The organism is Marinobacter sediminicola (assembly GCF_031157525.1).
Lineage (GTDB): Bacteria > Pseudomonadota > Gammaproteobacteria > Pseudomonadales > Oleiphilaceae > Marinobacter > Marinobacter sediminicola.
This window is the reverse complement of record NZ_JAVIXR010000005.1, coordinates 175158-197995: the sequence shown is the minus strand read 5'-3', so window position 1 is coordinate 197995 and position 22838 is coordinate 175158. Positions and strand designations below refer to the sequence as shown.

Below are 22838 nucleotides of genomic sequence, written 5' to 3'. Positions count from 1 at the left end.
CCAACAAGAGAGCGCATCTTATCGGCGCAACTCCGGCTAACCAACGCTATGTTTCAATGCACACTATTCCAGGATAACTGCCCGAGCTATGGATAACCGCCTGCAGATGCTGACCGCCTGGGTCAGCCAGTTCCCCGGCTTTGAGAACGCCGAAGCCCAACCCGTTTCCGGCGACGCCAGTTTCCGGCGCTACTTTCGGGTCTGCAAAACGGATGCAAGCGGCAACCAAACCCCATTTATTGTTATGGATTCACCTCCTGAACTGGAGGATTGCGGGCCATTCGTTCACATCGGCAGGTATTGGCGTCAGTCCGGTATTGCCGTTCCCCGGATCTTTGAAGCCGACCCGGTGCGCGGTTTTCTCTTGCTGGAGGACTTTGGTGACCAGTTGATGTTGGGCCAGTTAACCCCGGATACCGCAGATTCCCTCTACCAGGGTGCGCTGGACGAGCTTGTGCTGATCCAGCAGATTCCCGCACAACCGGACTACCCTCTGCCAGCCTATGATGCAGCACTGCTGAACCGTGAAATGGCACTGTTCCGGGACTGGTTGCTGAAAGGCTACCTGGGACTGGAGCTCGACAACATCGAGAAATCCATGCTCGACACCACCTTCGCATTGCTCCGCGAGAGTGCTCTGGCCCAGCCGGAGGTCACCGTACACCGGGATTACCATTCCCGAAACCTGCTGGTGCGGGAACAGGGCACTCGCCCCGGTGTGATTGATTTTCAGGATGCTGTATCCGGACCGGTGACTTACGACGCCGTATCGCTACTCAAGGACTGCTACATCCAGTGGCCTGAAGAGCGTATTTGTGAGTGGTTGGAAATCTTCCGCAAACAAAGCCAGCAAGCAGGGGTGCACCGTGCAGACCAGGATACCTTCCGCCAGTGGTTTGAGTTGATGGGCATGCAGCGCCATCTGAAAGCCGCCGGCATTTTTGCCCGCCTGGCCATGCGTGACGGCAAGACTCGCTATCTTGAGGACATTCCCCGCACTGTCGGCTACCTGCTCACCGCCAGCAAGCAGCAACCTGCATTGAGGCATTTCCATGATTGGCTGGCTGCAATCGCCGTACCGCGAATTGAAGAGCTGATTGGCCCAATTCCGGCTCAGGAGCATATTCAGTGAAAGCGATGATTCTAGCAGCCGGCAAGGGAGAGCGCATGCGACCACTCACCCTGACCACCCCAAAGCCCTTACTTAGCGCAGGCGGCAAACCGCTCATTGAACATCACCTTGAGCATCTGAACCGTGCCGGCTTCCGCGACGTGGTCATCAACCACGCCTGGCTCGGCGAGCAAATCGAGTACACCTTGGGCAACGGCGAACGGTTCGGTTTATCGCTGCATTACTCACGGGAAGGCGAGCCACTGGAAACCGCCGGCGGCATCGTTCGCGCCTTGCCGCTACTCGCATCCGACGACACCCAGTGGTTTATGGTTATCAATGGCGACATCTGGGCCGACTTTGACCTGACCCGGTTACAGCCGCCGGCACCCGGCGATCAGTCTTCTCTCGACGCCATTCTGGTGATGGCAGACAACCCGGTGCATCACCGAAAGGGTGATTTTTGTCTGAACGACAACGGCCTGCTTTCCGAAAAGTGCGCCGGCAAGGAGGGTGAGACGCTGACCTTTACCGGCATCAGCCTCCTGCACAGACGGCTGTTTGAGGGGCTGACTGATCAAGCTGGCAAGCTTGGGCCCGTTCTGCGAGCGGCCATGGCAAAAAGCCGGGTAGCCGGCCTGCACCATCTTGGCAGCTGGGTTGATGTCGGAACGCCTGAGCGGTTACGGGCGCTGGATCAGCAACTGGCGGCTCAGGAGTCTTAGCCCGATGGCGACTCATTCAGCGCAACCCGCCCTGCCGCCGCGAATGGAAGCCGAATTTTCCACCCTGCTGCACAAACTTTCAGCGTCCAGCCACCAGGCACACACCCTGATTGGCCAAACCAACCTGCCCCGCTGGTGTCGGCGCCCTCTGTTTTTCCTTCTGGGTTACATTGCAAAAGCAGAGGGTCGGGTTTCGGAGCAGGACATAGAATTTGCAGAAAACCTTATTACGGCGCTAAGACTGTCAAAGCGCCAAAGACACAAGGCCATCAGTAGCTTCCAGCACGGCAAAGCATCGAAAAACCTGCCGCCACTTACCGGGCTGACACTCAGGCTCAGCCATCGTGCCTGGCCCACCCCTGCGCTGAAGATGGCCATTTGCCTGTGCCATGCTGCCCAACTCAAAGGCCGACCAGGCAAACCCCGCCGTTACCGCTGCGAGGATACCATTGACCACATTGGTATGCCGGTCAGCATCAGCGAAGACATTTTCGACAGCTACGCCAGCCGGGTATGGGGTGATATCAACAATGCGCCTTCCACACCAGTCAACCTCGAACAGGCCTGCGCCCTGCTGGGTGTTACAAGGCGAGACCCGGTGGCAACCATCAAGCGCGCATACCGCAAAAAGGTCTCCGAGTGCCACCCGGACAAGCTGGCACAACAGCAACTCACCTCCACCGAACGGGCATTGGCCAAAGAGCGGTTGCTAGCCTACCAGCAGGCCTGGGACTTGATTCGGCGTCGCCTCTGATATCTCAGCATCCGCTATTGTCGTGCATCCGGTGTTAACCAGGCAGCTATCCTGCCCGCAAGCGCTTTTCCATCCCGTGGCAAAAATTCCGTGCCGGAACCCACAGCCTGCAGACTAAAACCTTGTACCCCGGCCCTAGCCAAGCTCGCCTTTCGCTCCCCGCTTTCAACGGATAAAGATAACTCCAGAATACGCGGCACAGCGGCTTTCTCCAGTGTGGCTGACAGCCGCCCTGCATCGCTTGGGTAAAACTTTGGCCCCGCCCAGATCAGCGCAGGGGGCGCTCCCAGCTCCGCTGCGTAGGTCACCACATGATTACTGCCCCGCCCTATACCGACCAGGGCCACCACCTCATATTCACGTTTTTTGAGCTCCGCGGTTCCGGCCGCAAGCTCCTCGCGAATACGCTCCCGATAGGCAGTTTCCTGATCCCCCGGGGCCTCCGCAGCCATAACGTCAATCGTGGCAGGAACACCAGACTTCGAGCCCTGCCCTTCAAGTTTGGCCTCGGGTGCAAGCTGCGGGCGCTCCAGTATCTTTTCGAGGGCGGCTGGAGGTGCTTCTAAACCTAAGCTAAGCACCGCCAGTTTGCGATGGGCTAATTCCCGAGCCAAAGCCCCAGCAAGACCGGATTCCGCGTTCTCGCCTTCATCCGCCAGAATGATCACGGCACCTCTTGCCGGCGTGTCCGTCTCGGGCCAGAACAGCGACAGTGTGCGGGCGCCGTCCTCAATCTCAAGCCAGAGCGCAGAGTCTGGAAAACGCTGGCTCAGACCCCACTCACCCAATCCGGACGAAACAACACCCCGCGCTTCGGTCGCTGCGGATGACGGGGGCTCAGCATCGGCGCCCTGATCCTGCGCAATTGTGGGTGTACTGCCAACTGCCAGCATAACGATCAACAGGCAACCGGAAATGCGCCAGCGATACATGCTTTTACTAATTGTTCTGATTCGGCGCACAGTTCCAGCTCCTCTGGCTACGAAAACACGCTCTGGTACTGTTAGACTGTCATTATTATTAATGGCTGCCAATTGTTTGCGAGAATCGTGATGAATCCTTATCTGATTGCCCCATCGATTCTGTCTGCTGATTTTGCTCGCTTGGGCGAAGAAGTGGATAACGTACTGGCCGCAGGCGCCGACGTGGTGCACTTCGACGTTATGGACAACCACTATGTGCCCAACCTGACCATTGGACCCATGGTATGCGAAGCCCTCCGTAAACACGGTGTTACCGCACCCATCGACGTGCACCTGATGGTGTCGCCGGTGGATGATCTGATCCGCATGTTTATAGACGCCGGTGCCAGCTATATCACCTTCCACCCGGAAGCGTCCCAGCACATTGACCGCTCCCTGCAACTGATTCGCGAGGGCGGCTGCAAAGCAGGTCTGGTGTTCAACCCGGCCACGCCACTGCATCACATGGACCACGTGATGGATAAGCTCGACATGGTACTGATGATGTCGGTCAACCCGGGCTTTGGTGGTCAGAAGTTTATTCCCGGCACCCTAGACAAGCTTCGGGAAGCCCGAAAGCGCATTGATGCCAGCAATTACAACATCCGGCTGGAAATCGACGGTGGCGTAAAAGTCGACAATATCCGTGAAATTGCCGAAGCCGGCGCAGACACCTTTGTTGCAGGCTCTGCCATCTTCAATACCGACGATTACAAAGCCACCATCGACGCCATGCGTCAGGAGCTGGAGCAGGCCCGCAACACACTGGGCCACCAGGTGCCAAACCAATGAGCCTGGCCGGCCTGTTTAATGCCCGCTGGCCCGGGGTTGCCCTGTTTGATCTTGACGGTACCCTGGTGGACAGCGCGCCGGACCTTGCAGCGGCGGTTGATCGCACCCTTGAACAGCTTGGGCGCAAACCCGCCGGGCTTGAACAAGTGCGCCAATGGGTGGGCCACGGCTCTCCCATACTGATGCGGCGTGCCCTGGCCGGCAAAGCTGACTGGGAGCCTGCGCGCCCTGCAGATGAAGCCCTGTTTGACGATGCTCTGGCGTTATTTTATGCCAACTACCAGGAGCTCAATGGCCAACATGCTGCGGTATACCCCGGTGTGAAAGCCTGTCTGGAATCCCTGAGCGAACGCAACTGCCCTATGGCCGTGGTGACCAACAAGCCAGAACAGTTTGTTGGGCCGCTATTAAAGCAGTTGGGGCTGGATCACCACTTCAAACTGGTGATCGGTGGCGACACCCTGGAAACAAGAAAGCCAGACCCAGGCCCCTTGCTCCATGCCATGAAAGCCTTGAACGGCAGCCGGGGGACCACCGTTATGATTGGCGACTCTGCAGCGGACGTCAGTGCCGCTCAAGCTGCGGGCATTCCCTGCGTTGCCGTCACCTATGGCTATAACTTTGGCCGTTCGGTGCAGACACTGGGTGCAGACGCCGTAGTTGATTCCCTGAGCGAGCTTTTGTAACCTCTCAGCTCTTGGACTTTAATTTTTTTCAATTCGGGAGATTCCTGCCGTGCAGGGACTGAATCTGACTGCCGCGCGAGGCGTCCTAACTACCCGCGCAACACGATGGTGGCGATGGCGTACCGGCTGAAAATACTCAGCCCGGCGAAAAGCGCGCCCCTGCCCGCTCAACACCACCACCCGACAGGCCAAACCTACAATACTGTTTGCCTGCTCGAACGCAGATCAGATCCCAGGAAACCCGACCATGAACTCCGAGCAATTCCTTAAGTTGGCACAAGCCGGCTTCAATCGTATCCCCGTGTATCGTGAAGTACTTGCGGACATGGACACCCCATTAAGCACTTATCTCAAACTCGCCAGCGGGCCTTACTCCTACCTGTTTGAATCCGTTCAGGGCGGCGAGAAATGGGGCCGTTATTCCATCATCGGCCTGCCTTCCCGTGAAGTGCTGAAAGTCTACGACCATCGCATCGAAGTAAGCCAGAACGGCAAAGTGGTGGAGCAGGCCGAGGTGGAAGACCCGCTCGCCTTTGTCGACGAATACCAGAATCGCTTCAACGCACCAGACTTGCCTGAGCTACCCCGTTTTAATGGCGGATTGGTAGGCTACTTCGGGTACGACACAGTGCGTTACATTGAGAAGCGCCTGCGCCAGAGCTGCCCGCCCGACAAAATCGGCACGCCAGACATTCTGTTGATGGTATCGAACGAAATTGTGGTGTTCGACAACCTGCGCGGCAAATTACACCTGATCGTACACGCTGACCCGGCCGTGGAAGGGGCCTACGAACAAGCTCAGGCCCGCATCGACGAGCTGGAAAACAAGCTGCACCGCACCACCGCCAACGCGCCCCGTACACCGGAACACCTGCGTGGTAAAACCGTGGACGAAAGCGATTTTGTCTCTGGCTTCTCGCAAGACAAGTTCGAAGCAGCTGTGGATAAAATCAAAGGCTACGTGCTGGACGGCGACGTGATGCAAACCGTCATCTCCCAGCGCATGTCCATCCCGTTTGAAGCCCCTCCTCTGAACCTGTATCGCTCGCTTCGGGTGCTCAATCCGTCGCCGTACATGTACTTCCTCGACCTTGAGGAATTCCACATTGTTGGATCGTCACCGGAGATTCTGGCGCGGGTGGAAGACGAAGAAGTTACCGTACGACCCATTGCGGGCACCCGCAAACGTGGCGCCACCGATGCTGAAGACAAGGCACTGGAAAAAGAGCTGCTGGCCGACCCGAAAGAAATCGCCGAGCACCTGATGCTCATAGACCTGGGCCGCAACGACGCCGGCCGGGTATCCGAAACCGGCACCGTGCGCCTGACCGACAAAATGATCGTGGAGCGTTATTCCCACGTGATGCACATTGTCTCTAACGTGACCGGCCGCCTCGACAAAAACACCAGTTGCCTGGACGTACTACGCGCTACCCTGCCCGCAGGCACACTGAGCGGCGCGCCAAAGATTCGGGCCATGGAAATCATTGATGAAATGGAGCCGGTAAAACGTGGCGTGTATGGCGGAGCGGTGGGCTACCTGTCGTTCAACGGCAACATGGACACCGCCATAGCAATCCGCACCGCCGTGATCAAAGACAACACCCTGCACATTCAAGCCGGCGCGGGCATTGTGGCCGATTCGGTTCCCCGCATGGAATGGAAAGAAACCATGAATAAGGGCCGGGCCATCTTCAAGGCGGTTGCCATGACCTACAACGATTACGATCACTAATATCATAAACGGAACACCTGCCGGTCGCGTGGTTTGAGACAATGACAACCAACCATCTCGAACAAACCACGTTTGCGTTTCTCGACATTGAAACCACTGGCGGGAACTCATCCCACGACCGTATTACTGAAATAGGGATCCGCTTCTGGCGCGCGGGTGAGGTTGTGGGCGAGTGGCAAACACTGCTCAATCCAGGCATGCGCATTTCCCCCTTTATCGAGCAACTGACCGGCATTTCCAACGCGATGGTCACCGATGCACCCGCGTTTGAAACCATAGCCGATACTCTCGAAGAGAAGTTGCGCGACACAGTGTTTGTTGCCCACAACGCGCGCTTCGATTACGGGTTCATAAAATCGGAGTTCCGCCGGCTCGGGCGGCTGTTTTCAGCGCGGGTTCTGTGCACGGTGAAGCTGTCCCGGCACCTGTATCCGGAGTTTCGCAGGCACAACATGGACACGCTGATTGAACGCCATGGCTTGGCACAGGTGCAGCGACACAGGGCCATGGGCGATGTTGCAGCCATGCTCGAGTTTTTCACCCACACACGGGCGGAAAAAGGCGACGCTCAAATGGAGGCGGCCATTGCCACTCTGCTGCAAAGGCCGAGCATTCCCTCACACCTGCCGCCGGACACCCTGAGTGATTTACCACGCGGTCCAGGGGTTTATCGATTTTACGGCGAAAACGAGGTGCTTCTGTATGTGGGCAAGAGCACCAACATTGCCCAACGAGTGGCTTCGCATTTTTCCGGCGATCACAACACCAGCAAGGGCCTGCGCATTTCCGAAAGCTTGCGTCGGATCGAATACACCGAAACCGCCGGCGAACTCGGAGCACTGTTGCTGGAGCTTCGACAGATCAAAACCCTCAGCCCGCTTTTCAACCGGCGATCACGCGCAGCGAAAAACCTGGTGAGCATCGAGCTGGCACCGAACAATTCCGGTTACCTGCAGGCGCGGCTGGTACGGGAAATAGAACCGCATCGGCTTGCCAGTTATTACGGCCTGTTTCGAAGCAAACGCGATGCCGAGCGAGCCTTAACCGGCATTGCCACAAAAAACGAACTGTGTAATCAACTGCTAGGCTTGGAGCCCGAACGTGACGGCCCCTGTTTTCAGCGCACGCTAGGGCGGTGCAAAGGAGCCTGCGAAGGGATTGAAGATGTGACCCGTTACAATCTCAGGGCACAGATCGCCTTTCATCAACTGCGTTTGCAAACCTGGCCATGGAAAGGGCCGGTCGCTATCGTGGAGAATCGGGATGACGGGGCTCAGCCCGATATTCTGGTGATCTATAACTGGATTCACGTGACCACGGTGCATGACGAACAAGAGCTCTATGATCTCTCCCTGTCTGGCCAGTCGGTCACCTTTGACCTGGACTCCTACAAGCTACTGGTCAAAGCACTAATAGGCAGTGCCAATAACAGCTACGCCCTGATCGAGCTACCGGCCGTAGGAGCGCCGGATGTTCTTATGCCCTGAATAGCATTGGTTTAGCCAATGACTGCTACAGAGCCTGATCCACAGCTGCTTTGTTGTTCGCACATCACTTGCGATCAATTGACGCAAATCAGGCAATGAACGACGTGTTCATAGATGCCTGTCTCGGTTCTCTCCGTACCGTTTTGCCAGCGTTTACCGTTGGATACCGCCGACGCTGCGCAGATAATCAATCACCGGTTGGTTCTTGCCGTAGTGGGCCCACTTCAGAGGCGTTTCCTTGCCGCGACAGTTTGGGTTGACCGTCGCACCTTGCTTGACCAGATAGCGCACATCCTCTACCAAGCCGTCTTGAGCTAAATAATGCAGAGCGGTACAGCCGTCGCTGTCGGGGTAGTCTACCGGAACCCCCCAATCCACCAGATACCTGACCACCGCACCCTTTTCAGTCAGGGCGCCCATGAGAAGTGCCGGATAGATCTGCTCATCGGGGGCTTTGCCACTTTCGACAAACGCCTTGAGCGTCTGCAGGTTGCCCAGGCGCGCTGCCATTCTCACGGCTTCACTGTTCTGCTCACCGGTAAAGTGGGGGGCGTACTGCAGTAGCATCTCTGCCTGCTGGTAATCATCAGCATAAGCAGCCCGGAACAGGGTCTCAGACCCGGGCCGAGCACCATGCCTGAGTAACGCGGAGGTCAGCGCAGCAGAGCCGCTCTGGACAGTATTATCAAGGCTCTTCTGAAATTCTTTCGCGTCGAACTGTACATTGTTGTCGAGGCGTTCCAGCACCCGGGCTAGCCCAAAATTGCGGGACTTGACGGCGTGGATCAACGTCTCCTTCAGGTCAGCATCATTGATATTGTCGAAAAAGCCGATCTCATCAAACAGAAAGGCGCCGTCATTGCTGCGTGTTCTTGTCGCGGCTTTCATACCGTCGATATCGATGCTGATTCCGCGCCGGTCCAACTCTGCCAGCACATCATCATGATTTTCTGAGGGCCTTTCACAGCCGCTGACCAGCAATGCCAGCAGTATGATAATCAGCAAAGATGGCAGGCGGGCTATTGTTCGGTTGGTTGGGTGCATCGGTGGTCTTCCTTTTCCTTTGTCGCTCTGGGCGTTCTGATAAAAGCCGGGAGCGCCGGCCTCGGCGCGAACGCGGGCTAGGCATCACCGCCAAGCCAGGTTACCGGATGAAGCGTTCTTCTTTGCTTGTGCCTGCCTCTAGTTCACCCACATATGTTCAATTCCTGATTGGTGCATAACGCTTGGCTTTGCGGCGCACCGAAGCGCCAGCGTAGGTGCGTCCGACAACAGCCACTTGTTAATCATTGATGGCGCCATAAAGGCACCAACTCAGCCATATCTCTCAACGGCTGGGACTCAAATTCTGAAAGTGATAAAAACGTAATATCAATCGGAACGCCTGTGGAAATTTCTTTGAAGTGAAGGTTACGTAGTACATGATAATAAAGTTCCAGAGCATCATCAGAGTTATCTCGGCAGACGACCAATAGATCTATATCGGAATACGAGTTACTTCCTCGAAAAAAGGAGCCGAATCCATACACTGCCAATAAGTTACTCTTCTCGGATAAACATGACTCTATTTCCATCTTCATCTTTTTTATAATATGACCAAAATTCATTTTTCCAAAGTGCGCCACTAATCTCACCTGAAACGTAAATACCTATATTTGAATCAACGCAAAATTCCTTCGCTTCCGATGTATAACCGTTCCAATTTCCGCCTATGTAAATGATATTCACTCCTTCGAATTCATTTAAAATTCGCGAAACCATAGTCTGGCCCATGGTATATTTATTTAGACAAACTATCCTAATCGAATCCTTTTGGTTTTTCCGTTTGACGTCAAAAACAATATCTTGGCTTCGCTCGAAATCTTCAACATTACCATGCGAATCGAGCAAACTTGAAAACCAGGTAATCTGGCTGTAGGGCACGTTCCAGTTATTACTTCCGTTGTTCATAAACTAAAAGCCTTTGCAAAACTTTGAGGAAATGTTACGTAGTGATCCAACCTAGTATATTGATTCTGCTCAAAAGATTTAGCATGATTTTTGAAGTTTATAAATTCTTGGTAGTCAGCGGCATCTATCAGGCTAGAGTTATTTTCAATCATGTTGATGATTTTATTGTTATTTGGAATCACAGTGTCTAACTTTCGTAAGTTCCAAATTCTATGAGCATTCGAGCCAAGATCATTCTGGGCCGGGATGGATTCCGGACCGTATTCCATCCAGATACTGCGATTCTCAATTAATAGCCTTGAAACCGCTTCTACAAGCTCATTACGATCAGAGAATCGGAGCTCAGAAGCTTGAGCTCTGATCGTGTCTTCATGCTGCTTTTTCCAAGCATGAAGTTGCTCGACCGTGTACGTCCCATCTGGTGATTTATCAATGTGGCGATGACAAGTGGGGCAAAGCAAAATCAGATTGTCATAAGAGTCACTCCCGCCCGCACCCGCTCCTCTCGGGCCTTTTGCACTCTTGGCGATAATGTGAGCCATTTCTCCCACATTGTAGTTTCCCTGCTCAACCAAGCCGGTTAAGTCAGCTTTGCAAGTGGGATTAGAGCAGATGCCTGCGGCTCTTCCCCATAGCATTTTGGTGTCCGGGTCTGAAATTGCCAAACCTTCCTCCGTTTGGTTGATTAACAGCTAATTATACGAACGAGTTCTTATATCACGCATTCGTAAAACCCCATTAGAACGCACGCCCAAAAACAAAACCTTCTTCAATTAAAACAGCCACTTGAGGATTTGCCATCACGACTGCCGCCGGATTTATACGCCCTTTATTAGCTACTACCGAATCCACCATGGCCGTATAATTCCACCCTTCCCGTTTCAAATTTCAATCCCTATCAGCTAGTTACCGTATTTTCCCCTGATTAGTTCTGGAGTTTTGCGAATGCGTTCGTATAACTCCGCCCCTCCAAATTCGAACCAGCGCTTCACTCCAGCAACCATATCAAAAGCTTACTAACAGTGACGCCTTTTTTCAGTAAAGCCTGAGAACTGGCTCCCAACCAATACAGTAACCTTCACCAGAGGCAACCAGCATGGTGCGAATTGCCACGCCTGCACCCGCTCGCGCGTTCATCATGCCCACCAGCGAACACGGTGCGCTTAAGCACGGCATTTTGCTCTTCAGGCGCAGGCTTAATAAAGGCCTCCCACCCCGCCCGATATTGTACCCAAGGCGGGGGACTGCAATAATCCTCTGCTTGTTTGCGCCAAACCTCAGGCAAGGTGCGCTGTATATCTCCTTTTAAACAGCGCCGCCCGCATGGCGAACACATCCACTGCTAGAACATACGGTCCCGATCGCTATGCTGCTGATGATTGATAACTACGACAGCTTCACCTACAACATTGTCCAGTATCTTGCCGAGCTGGGTACCGACGTTCAGGTGTACCGGAACGATGAGATCACCATTGAGGAAATCGAGGCACTGAATCCGGAACGGCTGGTGGTTTCACCCGGCCCCTGCACACCTGACGATGCGGGTATTTCCATGGAAGCGATTCGTCATTTTGCCGGCAAGCTTCCAATTCTGGGCATTTGTCTGGGCCATCAGTCCATAGGGCAGGTATTTGGCGGCGATACAATTCGCGCCGGGCGCGTGATGCATGGCAAGGTGTCCGCGGTTTATCACAAAGACACGGGCGTTTTCCGGGGTTTGAATAACCCGCTGCAAGCCACCCGTTACCACAGCCTGGTGATTGATCAGAACACCCTGCCGGACTGCCTGGAAGTAACCGCTTGGACTCGCAACAGCGACGGCAGCATGGAAGAGATTATGGGCGTGCGCCATAAAACCCTGGCCGTTGAGGGCGTGCAGTTCCACCCGGAATCGATCATGAGCGAACAGGGCCACGAACTGCTGCGCAACTTCCTGCGAACCCAATAAGAAGGCAACAGCTAATGAACATGAAAGACGCACTGAACCGGGTTGCCGAAAACCTCGACATGTCCCGGGAAGAAATGAAAAGCGTGATGCGCATCGTGATGAACGGCGAAGCCACCGACGCCCAGATCGGCGCCCTGCTCATGGGTTTGCGGATAAAAAGTGAAACCGTTGATGAAATCACCGGCGCTGTGGAAGTCATGCGCGAGCTGGTCTCCGGCGTAACCATCAAAGCCGAGCCACTGGTTGATATCGTGGGCACCGGCGGTGACGGCGCCAACCTGTTCAACGTTTCCTCTGCCTCCGCTTTCGTTGTTGCTGCCGCTGGCGGCTTTGTTGCCAAACATGGCAACCGCGCGGTGTCCTCCAAAAGCGGCAGTGCCGACCTGATTGAACAAGCAGGCATCAACCTGAGCCTCACGCCTGAACAGGTCGCCCGCTGCGTAGAACAAATCGGCGTCGGCTTCATGTTCGCCCCAAGCCATCACGGTGCAATGAAACACGCCGTGGGCCCGCGCAAAGAAATGGGCTGCCGCACTCTGTTCAACATACTGGGCCCCATGACCAACCCGGCGGGCGTTAAACGGCAATTGGTTGGTGTATTCAGCCGAGCCCTCTGCCGCCCCATGGCCGAAGTACTGCACAAGCTGGGCTCCGAACACATTATGGTGGTGGCCTCCAAAGACGGCCTGGATGAAATCAGCCTGGCCAGCGTTACCCATGTGGCAGAACTGAAAGATGGCGAGATCACCGAATACCAGATCACCCCGGAAGACCTCGGCATAAAGAGCCAAACTCTGGTGGGGCTGTCCGTGGATACTGCAGAAGAGTCCCTGAACCTGATCAAAGCCGCCTTCGGCCGAGGCCACGATGAAATGGCCGAAAAAGCCCGCGACATGATCGCCCTGAACGCCGGCGCAGCCATCTATGTAGCCGGCCTGGCTCCGACCGCCAGAATGGGCGTGGAAATGGCTTTGGACGCAATGGGCTCTGGCCTGGCGGCCGGAAAACTCGCGGAACTGGCAGACTTTTCACACTGCTTCTGAGCCAGGAAATTCTAATGAACAAGCAAAACGACAAAACCCCCACCATCCTGCGCAAAATCGTAGAAACAAAGTGGGAAGAAATCGACTTTCGCAAACGGCAAACGAGCCTGGAAGATCTCAAGGCCATGTCTGGCGACCAGCCTGCGACAAGGGGCTTCGCCAACGCCCTGCGCCGGCGCATCGAAGCCGGCACACCAGCCGTCATTGCCGAAATCAAAAAAGCCTCACCCAGCAAAGGCATACTTCGCGACCCCTTTGAGCCCGCCAAAATCGCCGAAAGCTACGAAAAAGGCGGCGCCGCCTGCTTGTCAGTACTCACTGACCACGACTTCTTCCAGGGCCACGAAGACTACCTGATAGCCGCCCGCAACGCCTGCAGCCTGCCCGTCATCCGCAAAGACTTCATGGTCGCGTCTTATCAAATATATGAAGCCCGCACCATTGGCGCCGACTGCATCCTCCTGATTGCCGCCTGCCTTACCAAAGACCAGATGCAGGAACTGGAAGGTATCTCCCATGAAATTGGGCTGGATGTGCTGGTCGAAGTGCACAACAGCGAAGAAATGGATGACGCCCTGACCCTCAGTACGCCGTTGGTGGGCATCAACAACCGCAACTTGCACACCTTCGACGTGTCGCTGGACACCACCTTCGATCTGCATCAGCGCATTGGCCCTGACCGGTTGGCCATTACCGAAAGCGGCATTATGACCCGCGCAGACGTGCAGGCCATGACCGAGCGCGGTATTTACGGATTCCTCATTGGCGAGTCGTTCATGCGTGCGCCGGAACCCGGCGAGAAGCTGCAAGAGCTGTTCAGCTGATTCATCGAACCACGGCAACCCCATGACTCACCCTGGCGACCAAGCCAACGATCCGATCCTGGCCGGCCCCTATTGGCCGGCCTTTTTCCGCTATGCCCTACCCTCAGTGGCCGGGTTGCTTGCGCTGACCACCGCCAGCATCGTGGATGGCATTTTCATCGGCAACTTTGCCGGTGCTGACGCGCTCGCGGCGCTAAACCTGCAGATTCCCTGGTTTACGTTAATGTTCGGGCTGGCGTTGGCGCTGGCCATTGGCGGCACTGTGCGGGCCGGTCGTTATCTCGGTGAAGGGAACCGGGCTGCCGCGTCTGCAATCTTCAGCAAATGTATAACGGTAACTCTGGCGCTGGCTTTAACCGGCGCACTCGTCGGGCTGCTGTTCCATGAACCCATTTATCGATTGCTCGGGGCTTCTCCCAACATCTTCTCGCTGATGTCCGAGTACTATCTGGTGATCATCTGGGTGATGGTGCTGCAGCTGTTCACCATGGTGCTGTATTACTTTGTGCGGGTAGACGGTTTTCCAGGGCTGGCCACCACGGCACTGGTGCTGGGTGCGGCGGCCAACATCGCACTGGATGCGTTGCTGGTAGGGTATCTCGATTACGGCCTGCGCGGCGCAGCCATCGCCACCGGCATAGCCCAGGTGCTGCAGCTCTCCGTGTTGGCGCTTTACTTTGCCAAGCCCGCGCGCAAACTGACGTTCCGGTTGCGGCAACAGAACTGGCGCGAAGTGACCAAAGCCTTCGCCAATGGCGTATCAGAGTGGATCAACGAGATGTCGGTCGGGCTGGTGATGTTGTTGATAAACTGGCTGCTGATGAGTTCGCAGGGGCTGGCCGGTGTAGCCGCGTTCACCGTGGTGAATTACCTGATATTCCTCAGCTTGATGGTGTTTTACGGCATTTCAGACGCCATGCACGTGTTGATCAGCCACAATCTGGGGGCCGGCAACGCCGAGCGCATTCGCCGGTTTATGGGTTGCGGTGCCACGGTGATTATAACTCTGGCCCTGGCACTGGTGGGCACTGTCTGGCTATTCGGCAATGATGTCGTTCGCCTGTTCCTCGACACCTCCGCAGACCCGGCCACGGCGCAGCTGGCCGATCAGTACCTGGTCATCCTCTGGCCGCTGTTCCTGGTGAACGGCATCAATGTATTGCTATCAGTGTATCTCACTGCCACCCACCAACCCCTGCCCTCCGCGGTGGTGGCCTTCTCCCGCAGCCTGGTTCTACCGGCTTTGTTACTGGTGGGCATCGCCCGCTTTGCGCCGGACTGGCCACTGCTGTTGGCGCTGCCGATAGCGGAATGGCTGACCTTTGGCCTGGCGTTGGCGCTGTTTGTTCGTTTTCGACCCCAGCGTTTGATCATGTCACCCACGGCCTGATACCAAATGTAAAAGATGTAAATAAGTTTCAACTGCGCATGGTTCTCATTTAGATTTACTCCAAATTCTGACTTTGGAGTGTCGACATGGGACCGTCCGCCCGCGCGATTGCCGAACAAGCCAGCTTGCAGGCTTTTCTTCATGGCTATCTGCAAGAGATAGACCCCGGCCAGTGGCGGGAAAATACCATTTCAACTCGCCAGTCTGGCCAATGGACTTGCGAGCTGTCGCTTGAAACCCAGCGCTCCCGCCTCACCATCGATATCCTTTATCATTCCGACCTGGGTCGCCACCGCTACGGCAAGGTGCACCAGTGGCTGAACGGCCGTTATTGCTGGGCCGAGATTGAACCTTTTCAGGCCATGTGCCTGCTGGTACGGGAGCTCTACGCTCGTTCGGCGGGCATGGTGCCAGAGCTCCGCAAACTGCGGGAACTGGAGCTACTGCACCGGCTGACCGACAGCTACGGCGTGATGACCCGCTACATTGCCAAACGCCAGCACGACCCACGCCTTTACCTGAACCGCTTTCTTGAGACCGAACAATCCCTGCTGTTCGGCCACGCCAGCCATCCCACCCCAAAAAGCCGGCAAGGCATGTCGGAATGGCAGCAAGACGCTTACGCCCCGGAATTGGCGGACCAGTTTCAGCTGCATTACTTCATGGCTCACAAATCCTGCGTGGTGGAAGATTCCGCAGCCGCTGTGCCAGCTAGCGCGATGGCTGAGATGCTGATCAACGGCGGCCACCCCACACTGAACCTGCCCGACAACCACATTCTGATACCCGCCCACCCGCTGCAAGCCCAGTGGTTATTGCTACAGCCCGCTGTCCAAGCCGCCATTCAAGCTGGTGTAATTTTCCCTCTAGGGGCGCTGGGGCCGGAATTCTCTGCAACGTCTTCCGTGCGGACGGTGTACAGCGAGCAAACGGACTGGATGCTGAAGTTCTCCATTCCGGTCAAAGTGACCAACTCCTTGCGGGTGAACAAGGTCCCCGAACTTCGCGCTGGCGTAGTGATGGCCCGGCTGCTGGCACAAACCGGCTTTGCCGAAAGCGAGCCTGGGTTCCGTATCCTGCAAGACCCAGCCTACTTAACGGTGAACCTCCCCGGGCAGGCCGAAAGCGGATTTGAAGTGATTTTTCGGGAAAACCCGTTCGTTGAGGGGCAGAACCAGGATGTGATCAGCATTGCGGCCCTGACGCAAGACCCGCTCCCGGGGCGCAATTCCCGGTTGTTAAGCCTGATCGAAGGCCTGGCACTGAATGAAAACCGAAGCCTGGCGTCGGTCAGTCAGGACTGGTTCCAGCATTACTTCTCCTGCGCCATCGCACCCGCTCTTCGGCTCTATGACGAGCACGGTATCGCGCTGGAAGCCCACCAACAGAACAGCCTTCTTGACCTGCGGGGCGGTTACCCGGACACCTATTATTACCGGGATAACCAAGGTTACTACTTGTCGGAAAGCCGTCGCGAATTACTGACCGATCTTTGCCCGGATGTTAGCCACACCCCGGAACTCTTCTATAGGGACGCGATGATTCGCGACCGCTTTTGCTACTACTTGATCGTGAATCAGCTGTTTTCAGTGATCGCACGCTTTGGTGTAGATGGGCTGGTTTCTGAGGCGGCGCTGCTGCGGCAATTGCGCGGCTTCCTGCAGTCGGAACTTTTGCGGCTTGATGGTCCGGCGCGCCCCTTGGTGGCCATGCTGCTCGAAGCCAGCTGCCTACCCTACAAAGGCAACCTGCTGACCCGCGTGCACGATGTTGATGAGCTGAATGCCAAACTGGAGATGGCAGTGTATACCAGCATCCCCAACCCGCTGTGCCGTCGCACCCAAGCCGCATCGCCCAGCGAACATCGCAAGCGATCTGTTGAGGTGCACCATGGCGCTGCGTAACCCGGTTGCCGAGGCGGCCCTGACACCTGCGCGTTCGGAATCACCCAGGCAACGGGTGCTTCGGCAGTTGTTGGAAGCCTTGCTGTTTGAAGGCATTACTCCCTGCTGCAACACCGATTTCCGCAGCGAGGGCTGGCAGTGGCTGAACTTTCCGGTGGGCACTTTGCAGGCCCACTGCCGAGGCCGGGTGCGGGGCTTCAGCCGCGTACGTTTGGACATCGACACCCTGAGTTTTTACCGCAATGAGCGTCCGGTAACGGTAGACCTGCCAGCACTTATTCACGAGTTACCCGGTTCCCGCTCACAGCACCAGATACTGTTGGAAGAACTGGCCGCCACCCTCGCGAACGAAGAACAGCTTCGCAACAGCCATCAAACCCTCAGGTTACACAATCGGCGCTCGCTGCACGGCGAAGCGCTGGACCGGGCCATTCATGAAGGGCACCCCTACCACCCGTGTTTCAAAAGCCGGCTGGGCTTTGGCGCCGACGATTTGATGCGCTATAGCCCGGAAACCAGCCCCGGTTTCCGGCTGTATTGGGTGGCCGTACCCCGCCGCTATCTGGATAGCCAGCTGCCCGCGCCAGATCTGGCATTCTGGCAAGCGGAGCTAGGCGAGGAACCCGCCTTTTTGCTGCGCGCAGCGTTTCATCGGGTGGGTATTAATTGGCAAGACTACGGTGCAGTGCCGATGCATCCGTGGCAATGGCGACACCTCAGTACCGGGCCGCTGACAAAACAGCTTGGGGATTTCGATATACGCGATCTCGGGCCATTGGGCGACCGCTACCAGCCCAGCCAGTCCCTGCGCTCGTTGTTCAATATGAACCGCCCCGAGAAGGCCTGCCTCAAGCTGCCACTGGGCATTCACAACACCTCGTCGCGCCGGCATCTGGAGCCGCATTCGGTGCCGTCGGCTCCCGCCATCAGCCGCTGGCTGGAAGCGATTGTTGAATCAGACCCAAGGCTTTCCGGGGATTACCCGCTGCGGCTGTTACCGGAATACGCCAGCCTGAGCTTTACCGCGCAGCCCGGCACTCTGCCCGGGCAGCACCCGCTTGAAGGCGAGCTGGCCGCCATCTGGCGCACCAGCCTCAGTTCGCGGTTGCACGAGGGCGAACAGGCGGTGCCGCTGAACGCGCTGTTTCAATGGCAACCAGACGGCCAGCCGTTCATTGAGCCTTGGGTAGAACGTTACGGCTTTGAACCTTGGCTGAACGCCACGCTTTCGGCTCTGATTCTGCCGGTCTGGCACATGCTGGTCGCCCACGGCGCTGGCTTGGAGGCCCACGCGCAAAACAGCCTTCTGGTGATGCGAGACGGCTGGCCCAACGCGCTCTTACTTCGGGATTTTCACGACAGCGTGGAGTACGCCCGCAACTATCTACCATCCACCACGCCAGAGCCGGATCTGGGCGAACGCCAAGCCGGTTACGACCAGGCACCGGATGATCTCTATTACCGCATGACCGGCCCCGAAGCCCTGCGGGAGCTGGCCGTGGACACTCTGTTCATCTACAACCTGAGCGAACTGGCCCTGCTGCTCGAAGACGCTTACGGGTTTGCAGAAACCCGGTTCTGGGCGCGGGTTCGCAGGCTGCTGGACCAATACGCCCAACACCACCCGGAACTTCAGCACCGACTGACGCAGCTTGGCTGGGACCAGCCAAGACTGAAAACCGAATCGTTATTAACCCGAAAGCTGCAGCCGGACACCGGCAACCAGAGCCATTGGGTACCCAACCCCTTGGCCATCACCCTGACCGGCTCCCCCACGCCTTTCACAGATCACCAGCAAGCGAGGCTATCGTGACCAACACTTTGTTTTACGTTGATAACACCCCTTACAGCCAAGACGATTGCGACCGTATTGTGGCGCCACTGGCTGACTCCGGCCCGTTTCAAGACCCCACCAACTGCCGCTTGGCGGTGTGCCTGCAAGACACCGCCCACTGGCTGGCCTTATGCCTTTGGCTGAAACCGTTAGGCGCCAGCGTGCTGCCCATTCATCCGGGCACGCCCCGGCAAGCGGCAAAAGCGTTGGCCATCGACACCGGCTGTAGCCATTTCCTGTTCGGGGACAACCTGCGCGATGCCACTCCCGAGGCCCTAGAAGCTCCCACGAATCCGACCCAAAGCAACGGTGGCGAGTTAATACAGCTGAGCTCTGGTACCACCGGTAAACCCAAGACCATTACCCGCTCCTGGCGGGATATTGACCGAGAGCTTACGGCCTACGTTGACCACTTCACCGAAGCCCAGCCACTCACACCGGTGGTGGCCTGCCCGGTTACCCATTCCTACGGTTTGATCTGTGGCGTATTAGCAGCACTGGAACGGGGTGCCACCCCGCATGTGGTGACCAATCTGAACCCCCGGTTCATTTTGTCCCGGCTGCGCTCGGTGCCGGAACATCTGCTTTACGCCTCCCCAACACTGGTCAGTTTATTGATCCGCATACTGCCGCCCAGCGAGACGCTGCATACCGTGATGCTGTCCGGCGCGCCTTTGCCTGCCCCGGTATTGAATCAGCTCAGGGATCGCTGCAAACGGCTGTGCCAGCAATACGGTTGCTCGGAAGCCGGTTGTGTTGCGCTCACGGCGAACGTGACCGAGCCCGACTTGCTGGGCACGCCCCTGCCCCATGTCTCTATGGTTGCGGGCACCTCCGCAAAGCAGCCCGACGAGGTGCTAATTACCATCAAAGGCAGCGGCCAGCAGATTTATACCCGGGATCTGGGCTATTTCGACGCCCACGGCCAACTGCACTTTCTGGCGCGCACCGACGACACCATTAACGTGGCGGGGATCAACGTTTACCCCGGCGCGGTGGAAGACGTATACCTGAGCTATCCGGGCATAAGGGAAGCGGTGGCCTATAAGCAAGCCGACAGCTTTGCCGGTGAGCGGGTGTGCCTGCGTTTCGTGGCCGATGCCGAACTGGATATCGATCAGCTGAAACAGTGGAGCCGTGAACACCTGTCGCCTCATCAGGTGCCCGCCTTCATCGAGCAGGTCGAAACCATTCCGCGCCTGCCTAACGGCAAGGTCAGCCGACGGCTGCTGAGCGAAGCACCCGCCAATACCGTTGCTGAGGAGGTGCCCGCATGAGCACCAACCGCCACGCTGCCATCAAGGCCGTTCTCCAGCAGCATCTGCCCAACGCGCGACTGTCCGCCTTCACGGGCAGTGCCCGGCTAAACGCCGACTTGGCCATTGATTCCATCATGCTGTTGCAGCTAATCGTGCATCTTGAGTTGGAACACGGCCTCAACCTGCCGGAGGAAACCTTACTGACCCACCAACTGGAAAGCGTGGATGATCTGGCCGGACTGCTGGTTGCTAACGACCACAAGGAGCCGTCCCTGTGATCAAGGTGCACTGTTTTGTCAGTTGCGTGTGCGAAATCATCAAACGCACGCCCGGGGTAGACCACCGCCCGTTTTACTTCGGCGTTTGGGATGCCGATTTTTCGGTGAATGATGCCATGGAGCTGTCGTACCACTCACCCCACACCCGCCATAACGAATTCCGAGATTGGTACAAGCTGTTGTACGGCATCAGCATTGAGCCTTGGTACAACCATGAGGCCGACAAAGAAACCAACATTCAAACGCTGGTGTCGCTGGTGGAAAACCGGCCCTCGGATCGGCAGGTGATGGTGATGCTCGACTTGTACCGGCTGCCCGAACGGGAAAACAAGTTTCACCAGAATCCGTTTCCGCACTACGTGATGCTGGAAACCACCGACAACCCCGATGAATGGTTCATGTCTGACCCGGACTTCCGTTGGGAAGGGGTATTGCCAAAAGCCCGGATTCTGGAGTCAGTGCGGTCTCCGGCTGCCGCCGGTGGCTTCTATTTTGATGGCCTGGCCATACGTCACACCCCGGCGGAAACCGTTGCCGCTTATTTCGCGCAATGCATGAAGACCAACCACAACCCGTTCACCGATGCCCTGCGGCGCATCCTTCGTGCCCATACCGGGCCAGACGCCAGCCAACCGCTGGCAAACCTGCCCCACGCCTTCCGGGAAATTCCGGTGATGGCGATTCGCAAGTACGCCTATGAACACGCCTTCGCCTGGCTACTCGAAGACCAAGGCAAACAAGCGGAAGGCGCGCCCTGGTTTGAATCGATCTGTGAAGATATCGAACGGCTCGTGAAAACCTACACGCAGATCCAATTCCGCGCCTTGAAGCTGGTGATGTCCGGCAATAACGACCTGCTGGCCAGTGTTGAGCAACTGTTTAATGAACAGGATGAGCGGGAGTTCGCCATCAAAGCCAGCCTGCTGGGATTGTTCGATGACTGGCAGCGTTACCGCAACATCGGTGTGCCACGAACCGATACCGAACACGCCCATCTGGAGGTGCTGTGATGATCCGTTTTCACCTGTGTACCATCTCGTTCCGGCACCATCTGGTGTCGTTACCGGAGCTGGCCGACTGGGCCAAACGCAACGACTTCGACGGCATTGAACTCTGGGCCGTGCACGCGCGCCATCTGGACCGGCAACCCGCTTTGGACGGCCATTGGATAGAACGCCAGGGGCTGCGCATTCCGATGGTCAGCGATTATCTGCCGCTGGATGGCAGCGAAGCCGAAGCACTTCGTAAAACCCGGGAGGCCTGTCAACTGGCAAAGCGCTGGCACGCAAACAAGGTGCGCACCTTTGCCGGGCCCTTGGGCAGTGACGAGGTTTCGCCCAGCCAGCGCCAGGCTATGACCCGGCGGCTGCAAACGCTGACCCAGTACGTGGCTGAAGAAGGTCTTTCTTTGATGCTGGAAACTCACCCGGGCACCTTGGCCGACACCGTGGGCTCCACCCTCGAACTGTTAAGCGACATCGATCACCCGGCGTTAGGGATCAATTTTGACGTTCTGCACGTTTGGGAATCCGGTGCCAACCCGCTGGCCGCGCTAAAGCAGCTGGCGCCCTGGGTACACCACTGTCACTTCAAGAACATTCAACAACACAGCCAGCTTGGCGTGTTTGCCCCGGCCAACGTGTATTCGCCGGCGGGTACGCGTGAGGGCATGGTGCCGGTCTTGGAGGGAGCGTGTGACTACCGCCCCATACTGGCGGAGCTGGGGGCTTGGCAATCGGAAGGCATCGACTTAGACGTGTCTTTGGAATGGTTCGGGGCAGACAGCTACCGGGTACTGAACAGCGATCTCCGCCAGCTACGCAAGGTGCTGGCAGAGCAATGCACTCAGCATCAGGCAGTCGCGGGGTTCCACTGAACCTCGGCCACCTCATCGCCAGCAAAGCGGATGAGGTGGGACGCCACCACCTGCCCCAGCTCTTCCAGTTCTTCCACCGTGGGTGACTGGCATTCCAGCGCCAGCGCTCCGTTCAGAGTGCTCAACCGGCACTCTCCGATGGAGAAGGTAAGTAAGCCGTTGGTTTCCGTCCACTCGGCTTCAATCTTGTGGCTGAAATGTTTGCACAAGCGGTTAATCAAACGGCTGGGGTTTGCAGTGGATACTTGAGCGTTCATAAACGGCATAACAATCTCCTTGG

Annotated in this window: 23 protein-coding genes; 17 read left to right on the top strand and 6 right to left on the bottom strand. The window is 56.8% G+C overall.

Annotated features, from left to right (window positions below; all coding sequences use genetic code 11):
* The first annotated feature begins 88 nt into the window (after positions 1-88).
* From RG807_RS09690 to RG807_RS09680, 3 genes are read left to right on the top strand one after another with little or no spacing between them, the layout of a single operon-like run.
* Positions 89-1132 carry an aminoglycoside phosphotransferase family protein gene (locus RG807_RS09690; RefSeq protein ID WP_309044735.1) on the top strand — a complete coding sequence of 348 codons (1044 nt, stop codon included), beginning with the start codon at positions 89-91 and terminating at the stop codon, positions 1130-1132.
* Positions 1129-1836 (top strand): N-acetylmuramate alpha-1-phosphate uridylyltransferase MurU, encoded by a 708-nt coding sequence (gene murU, locus RG807_RS09685; protein WP_309044734.1) that lies wholly within the window; start codon positions 1129-1131, stop codon positions 1834-1836. The genes RG807_RS09690 and murU overlap by 4 nt, the downstream gene beginning before the upstream one ends.
* Positions 1837-1840: 4 nt before the next feature.
* Positions 1841-2590: a co-chaperone DjlA gene (locus RG807_RS09680; protein WP_309044733.1), complete on the top strand. Its 750-nt coding sequence runs from the start codon at positions 1841-1843 to the stop codon at positions 2588-2590.
* A gap of 14 nt (positions 2591-2604) precedes the next feature.
* Here RG807_RS09680 and RG807_RS09675 read toward each other — a convergent pair whose 3' ends face one another.
* Positions 2605-3552: a DUF3530 family protein gene (locus RG807_RS09675; protein ID WP_309044732.1), complete on the bottom strand. Its 948-nt coding sequence runs from the start codon at positions 3550-3552 to the stop codon at positions 2605-2607.
* Positions 3553-3642: 90 nt separating this feature from the next.
* Between RG807_RS09675 and rpe the strand changes: the two genes are divergently transcribed.
* From rpe to RG807_RS09655, 4 genes are all read left to right on the top strand, one after another.
* On the top strand, positions 3643-4344 hold the full coding sequence (gene rpe / locus RG807_RS09670) for a ribulose-phosphate 3-epimerase (RefSeq protein WP_309044731.1): 702 nt from the start codon (positions 3643-3645) through the stop codon (positions 4342-4344).
* Positions 4341-5030 (top strand): phosphoglycolate phosphatase, encoded by a 690-nt coding sequence (locus RG807_RS09665; RefSeq protein WP_309044730.1) that lies wholly within the window; start codon positions 4341-4343, stop codon positions 5028-5030. Before rpe ends, RG807_RS09665 begins: the two co-directional genes overlap by 4 nt.
* Positions 5031-5277: 247 nt before the next feature.
* Complete coding sequence (gene trpE / locus RG807_RS09660; protein ID WP_309044729.1) at positions 5278-6765, top strand: anthranilate synthase component I; 1488 nt, start codon at positions 5278-5280, stop codon at positions 6763-6765.
* A gap of 41 nt (positions 6766-6806) precedes the next feature.
* A complete protein-coding gene (locus RG807_RS09655) occupies positions 6807-8252 on the top strand; it encodes an exonuclease domain-containing protein (RefSeq protein WP_309044728.1) in 1446 nt (481 codons plus the stop codon).
* A gap of 153 nt (positions 8253-8405) precedes the next feature.
* On the opposite strand, the gene RG807_RS09650 is transcribed toward RG807_RS09655, so the two are convergent.
* The 4 genes from RG807_RS09650 to RG807_RS09640 form a co-directional block, all read right to left on the bottom strand.
* Positions 8406-9296, bottom strand: a complete 891-nt coding sequence (locus RG807_RS09650; protein WP_309044727.1) for an ankyrin repeat domain-containing protein — start codon at positions 9294-9296, stop codon at positions 8406-8408.
* A gap of 242 nt (positions 9297-9538) precedes the next feature.
* Positions 9539-9826, bottom strand: coding sequence for a nucleotidyltransferase domain-containing protein (locus tag RG807_RS17730; RefSeq protein WP_353962124.1), 288 nt, complete (start codon positions 9824-9826; stop codon positions 9539-9541).
* Positions 9792-10202 carry a hypothetical protein gene (locus tag RG807_RS09645; protein ID WP_309044726.1) on the bottom strand — a complete coding sequence of 137 codons (411 nt, stop codon included), beginning with the start codon at positions 10200-10202 and terminating at the stop codon, positions 9792-9794. Before RG807_RS09645 ends, RG807_RS17730 begins: the two co-directional genes overlap by 35 nt.
* The gene (locus RG807_RS09640) at positions 10199-10867 is read right to left on the bottom strand and encodes an HNH endonuclease (protein ID WP_309044725.1); all 669 of its coding nucleotides are present in this window, start codon (positions 10865-10867) and stop codon (positions 10199-10201) included. The genes RG807_RS09645 and RG807_RS09640 overlap by 4 nt, the downstream gene beginning before the upstream one ends.
* Positions 10868-11568: 701 nt before the next feature.
* Between RG807_RS09640 and RG807_RS09635 the strand changes: the two genes are divergently transcribed.
* The 10 genes from RG807_RS09635 (at position 11569) to RG807_RS09590 (ending at position 22558) form a co-directional block, all read left to right on the top strand.
* Complete coding sequence (locus RG807_RS09635; RefSeq protein WP_309044724.1) at positions 11569-12150, top strand: aminodeoxychorismate/anthranilate synthase component II; 582 nt, start codon at positions 11569-11571, stop codon at positions 12148-12150.
* Between the two features lie 14 nt (positions 12151-12164).
* Complete coding sequence (gene trpD, locus RG807_RS09630) at positions 12165-13193, top strand: anthranilate phosphoribosyltransferase (protein WP_309044723.1); 1029 nt, start codon at positions 12165-12167, stop codon at positions 13191-13193.
* Positions 13194-13207: 14 nt separating this feature from the next.
* Positions 13208-14017, top strand: coding sequence for an indole-3-glycerol phosphate synthase TrpC (gene trpC, locus RG807_RS09625; protein WP_309044722.1), 810 nt, complete (start codon positions 13208-13210; stop codon positions 14015-14017).
* A 22-nt stretch (positions 14018-14039) separates the two neighbouring features.
* Complete coding sequence (locus tag RG807_RS09620) at positions 14040-15407, top strand: MATE family efflux transporter (RefSeq protein WP_309044721.1); 1368 nt, start codon at positions 14040-14042, stop codon at positions 15405-15407.
* Positions 15408-15493: 86 nt separating this feature from the next.
* Positions 15494-17311, top strand: a complete 1818-nt coding sequence (locus RG807_RS09615) for an IucA/IucC family protein (RefSeq protein ID WP_309044720.1) — start codon at positions 15494-15496, stop codon at positions 17309-17311.
* Positions 17298-19124: an IucA/IucC family protein gene (locus RG807_RS09610; RefSeq protein ID WP_309044719.1), complete on the top strand. Its 1827-nt coding sequence runs from the start codon at positions 17298-17300 to the stop codon at positions 19122-19124. The genes RG807_RS09615 and RG807_RS09610 overlap by 14 nt, the downstream gene beginning before the upstream one ends.
* Entirely contained in the window at positions 19121-20422 is a 1302-nt protein-coding gene (locus tag RG807_RS09605; protein WP_309044718.1) for an AMP-binding protein, read from the top strand. The genes RG807_RS09610 and RG807_RS09605 overlap by 4 nt, the downstream gene beginning before the upstream one ends.
* On the top strand, positions 20419-20682 hold the full coding sequence (locus tag RG807_RS09600; protein ID WP_309044717.1) for a phosphopantetheine-binding protein: 264 nt from the start codon (positions 20419-20421) through the stop codon (positions 20680-20682). The genes RG807_RS09605 and RG807_RS09600 overlap by 4 nt, the downstream gene beginning before the upstream one ends.
* Positions 20679-21692 carry a DUF6005 family protein gene (locus RG807_RS09595; protein WP_309044716.1) on the top strand — a complete coding sequence of 338 codons (1014 nt, stop codon included), beginning with the start codon at positions 20679-20681 and terminating at the stop codon, positions 21690-21692. The genes RG807_RS09600 and RG807_RS09595 overlap by 4 nt, the downstream gene beginning before the upstream one ends.
* Complete coding sequence (locus RG807_RS09590) at positions 21692-22558, top strand: sugar phosphate isomerase/epimerase family protein (RefSeq protein ID WP_309044715.1); 867 nt, start codon at positions 21692-21694, stop codon at positions 22556-22558. Before RG807_RS09595 ends, RG807_RS09590 begins: the two co-directional genes overlap by 1 nt.
* On the opposite strand, the gene RG807_RS09585 is transcribed toward RG807_RS09590, so the two are convergent.
* On the bottom strand, positions 22534-22824 hold the full coding sequence (locus RG807_RS09585; RefSeq protein WP_309044714.1) for a DUF2218 domain-containing protein: 291 nt from the start codon (positions 22822-22824) through the stop codon (positions 22534-22536). The genes RG807_RS09590 and RG807_RS09585 overlap by 25 nt on opposite strands.
* Positions 22825-22838: the final 14 nt, after the last annotated feature.

Coding starts and splice junctions, on each gene's coding strand:
- RG807_RS09590 (WP_309044715.1), top strand. CDS start 21,692: ATGATCCGTTTTCACCTGTGTACCATCTCGTTCCGGCACCATCTGGTG.
- RG807_RS09610 (WP_309044719.1), top strand. CDS start 17,298: ATGGCGCTGCGTAACCCGGTTGCCGAGGCGGCCCTGACACCTGCGCGT.
- RG807_RS09690 (WP_309044735.1), top strand. CDS start 89: ATGGATAACCGCCTGCAGATGCTGACCGCCTGGGTCAGCCAGTTCCCC.
- RG807_RS09585 (WP_309044714.1), bottom strand. CDS start 22,824: ATGCCGTTTATGAACGCTCAAGTATCCACTGCAAACCCCAGCCGTTTG.
- RG807_RS09655 (WP_309044728.1), top strand. CDS start 6,807: ATGACAACCAACCATCTCGAACAAACCACGTTTGCGTTTCTCGACATT.
- RG807_RS09645 (WP_309044726.1), bottom strand. CDS start 10,202: ATGAACAACGGAAGTAATAACTGGAACGTGCCCTACAGCCAGATTACC.
- RG807_RS17730 (WP_353962124.1), bottom strand. CDS start 9,826: ATGGAAATAGAGTCATGTTTATCCGAGAAGAGTAACTTATTGGCAGTG.
- RG807_RS09620 (WP_309044721.1), top strand. CDS start 14,040: ATGACTCACCCTGGCGACCAAGCCAACGATCCGATCCTGGCCGGCCCC.
- RG807_RS09600 (WP_309044717.1), top strand. CDS start 20,419: ATGAGCACCAACCGCCACGCTGCCATCAAGGCCGTTCTCCAGCAGCAT.
- RG807_RS09680 (WP_309044733.1), top strand. CDS start 1,841: ATGGCGACTCATTCAGCGCAACCCGCCCTGCCGCCGCGAATGGAAGCC.
- RG807_RS09665 (WP_309044730.1), top strand. CDS start 4,341: ATGAGCCTGGCCGGCCTGTTTAATGCCCGCTGGCCCGGGGTTGCCCTG.
- rpe (WP_309044731.1), top strand. CDS start 3,643: ATGAATCCTTATCTGATTGCCCCATCGATTCTGTCTGCTGATTTTGCT.
- trpC (WP_309044722.1), top strand. CDS start 13,208: ATGAACAAGCAAAACGACAAAACCCCCACCATCCTGCGCAAAATCGTA.
- trpD (WP_309044723.1), top strand. CDS start 12,165: ATGAACATGAAAGACGCACTGAACCGGGTTGCCGAAAACCTCGACATG.
- RG807_RS09615 (WP_309044720.1), top strand. CDS start 15,494: ATGGGACCGTCCGCCCGCGCGATTGCCGAACAAGCCAGCTTGCAGGCT.
- RG807_RS09650 (WP_309044727.1), bottom strand. CDS start 9,296: ATGCACCCAACCAACCGAACAATAGCCCGCCTGCCATCTTTGCTGATT.
- trpE (WP_309044729.1), top strand. CDS start 5,278: ATGAACTCCGAGCAATTCCTTAAGTTGGCACAAGCCGGCTTCAATCGT.
- RG807_RS09635 (WP_309044724.1), top strand. CDS start 11,569: ATGCTGCTGATGATTGATAACTACGACAGCTTCACCTACAACATTGTC.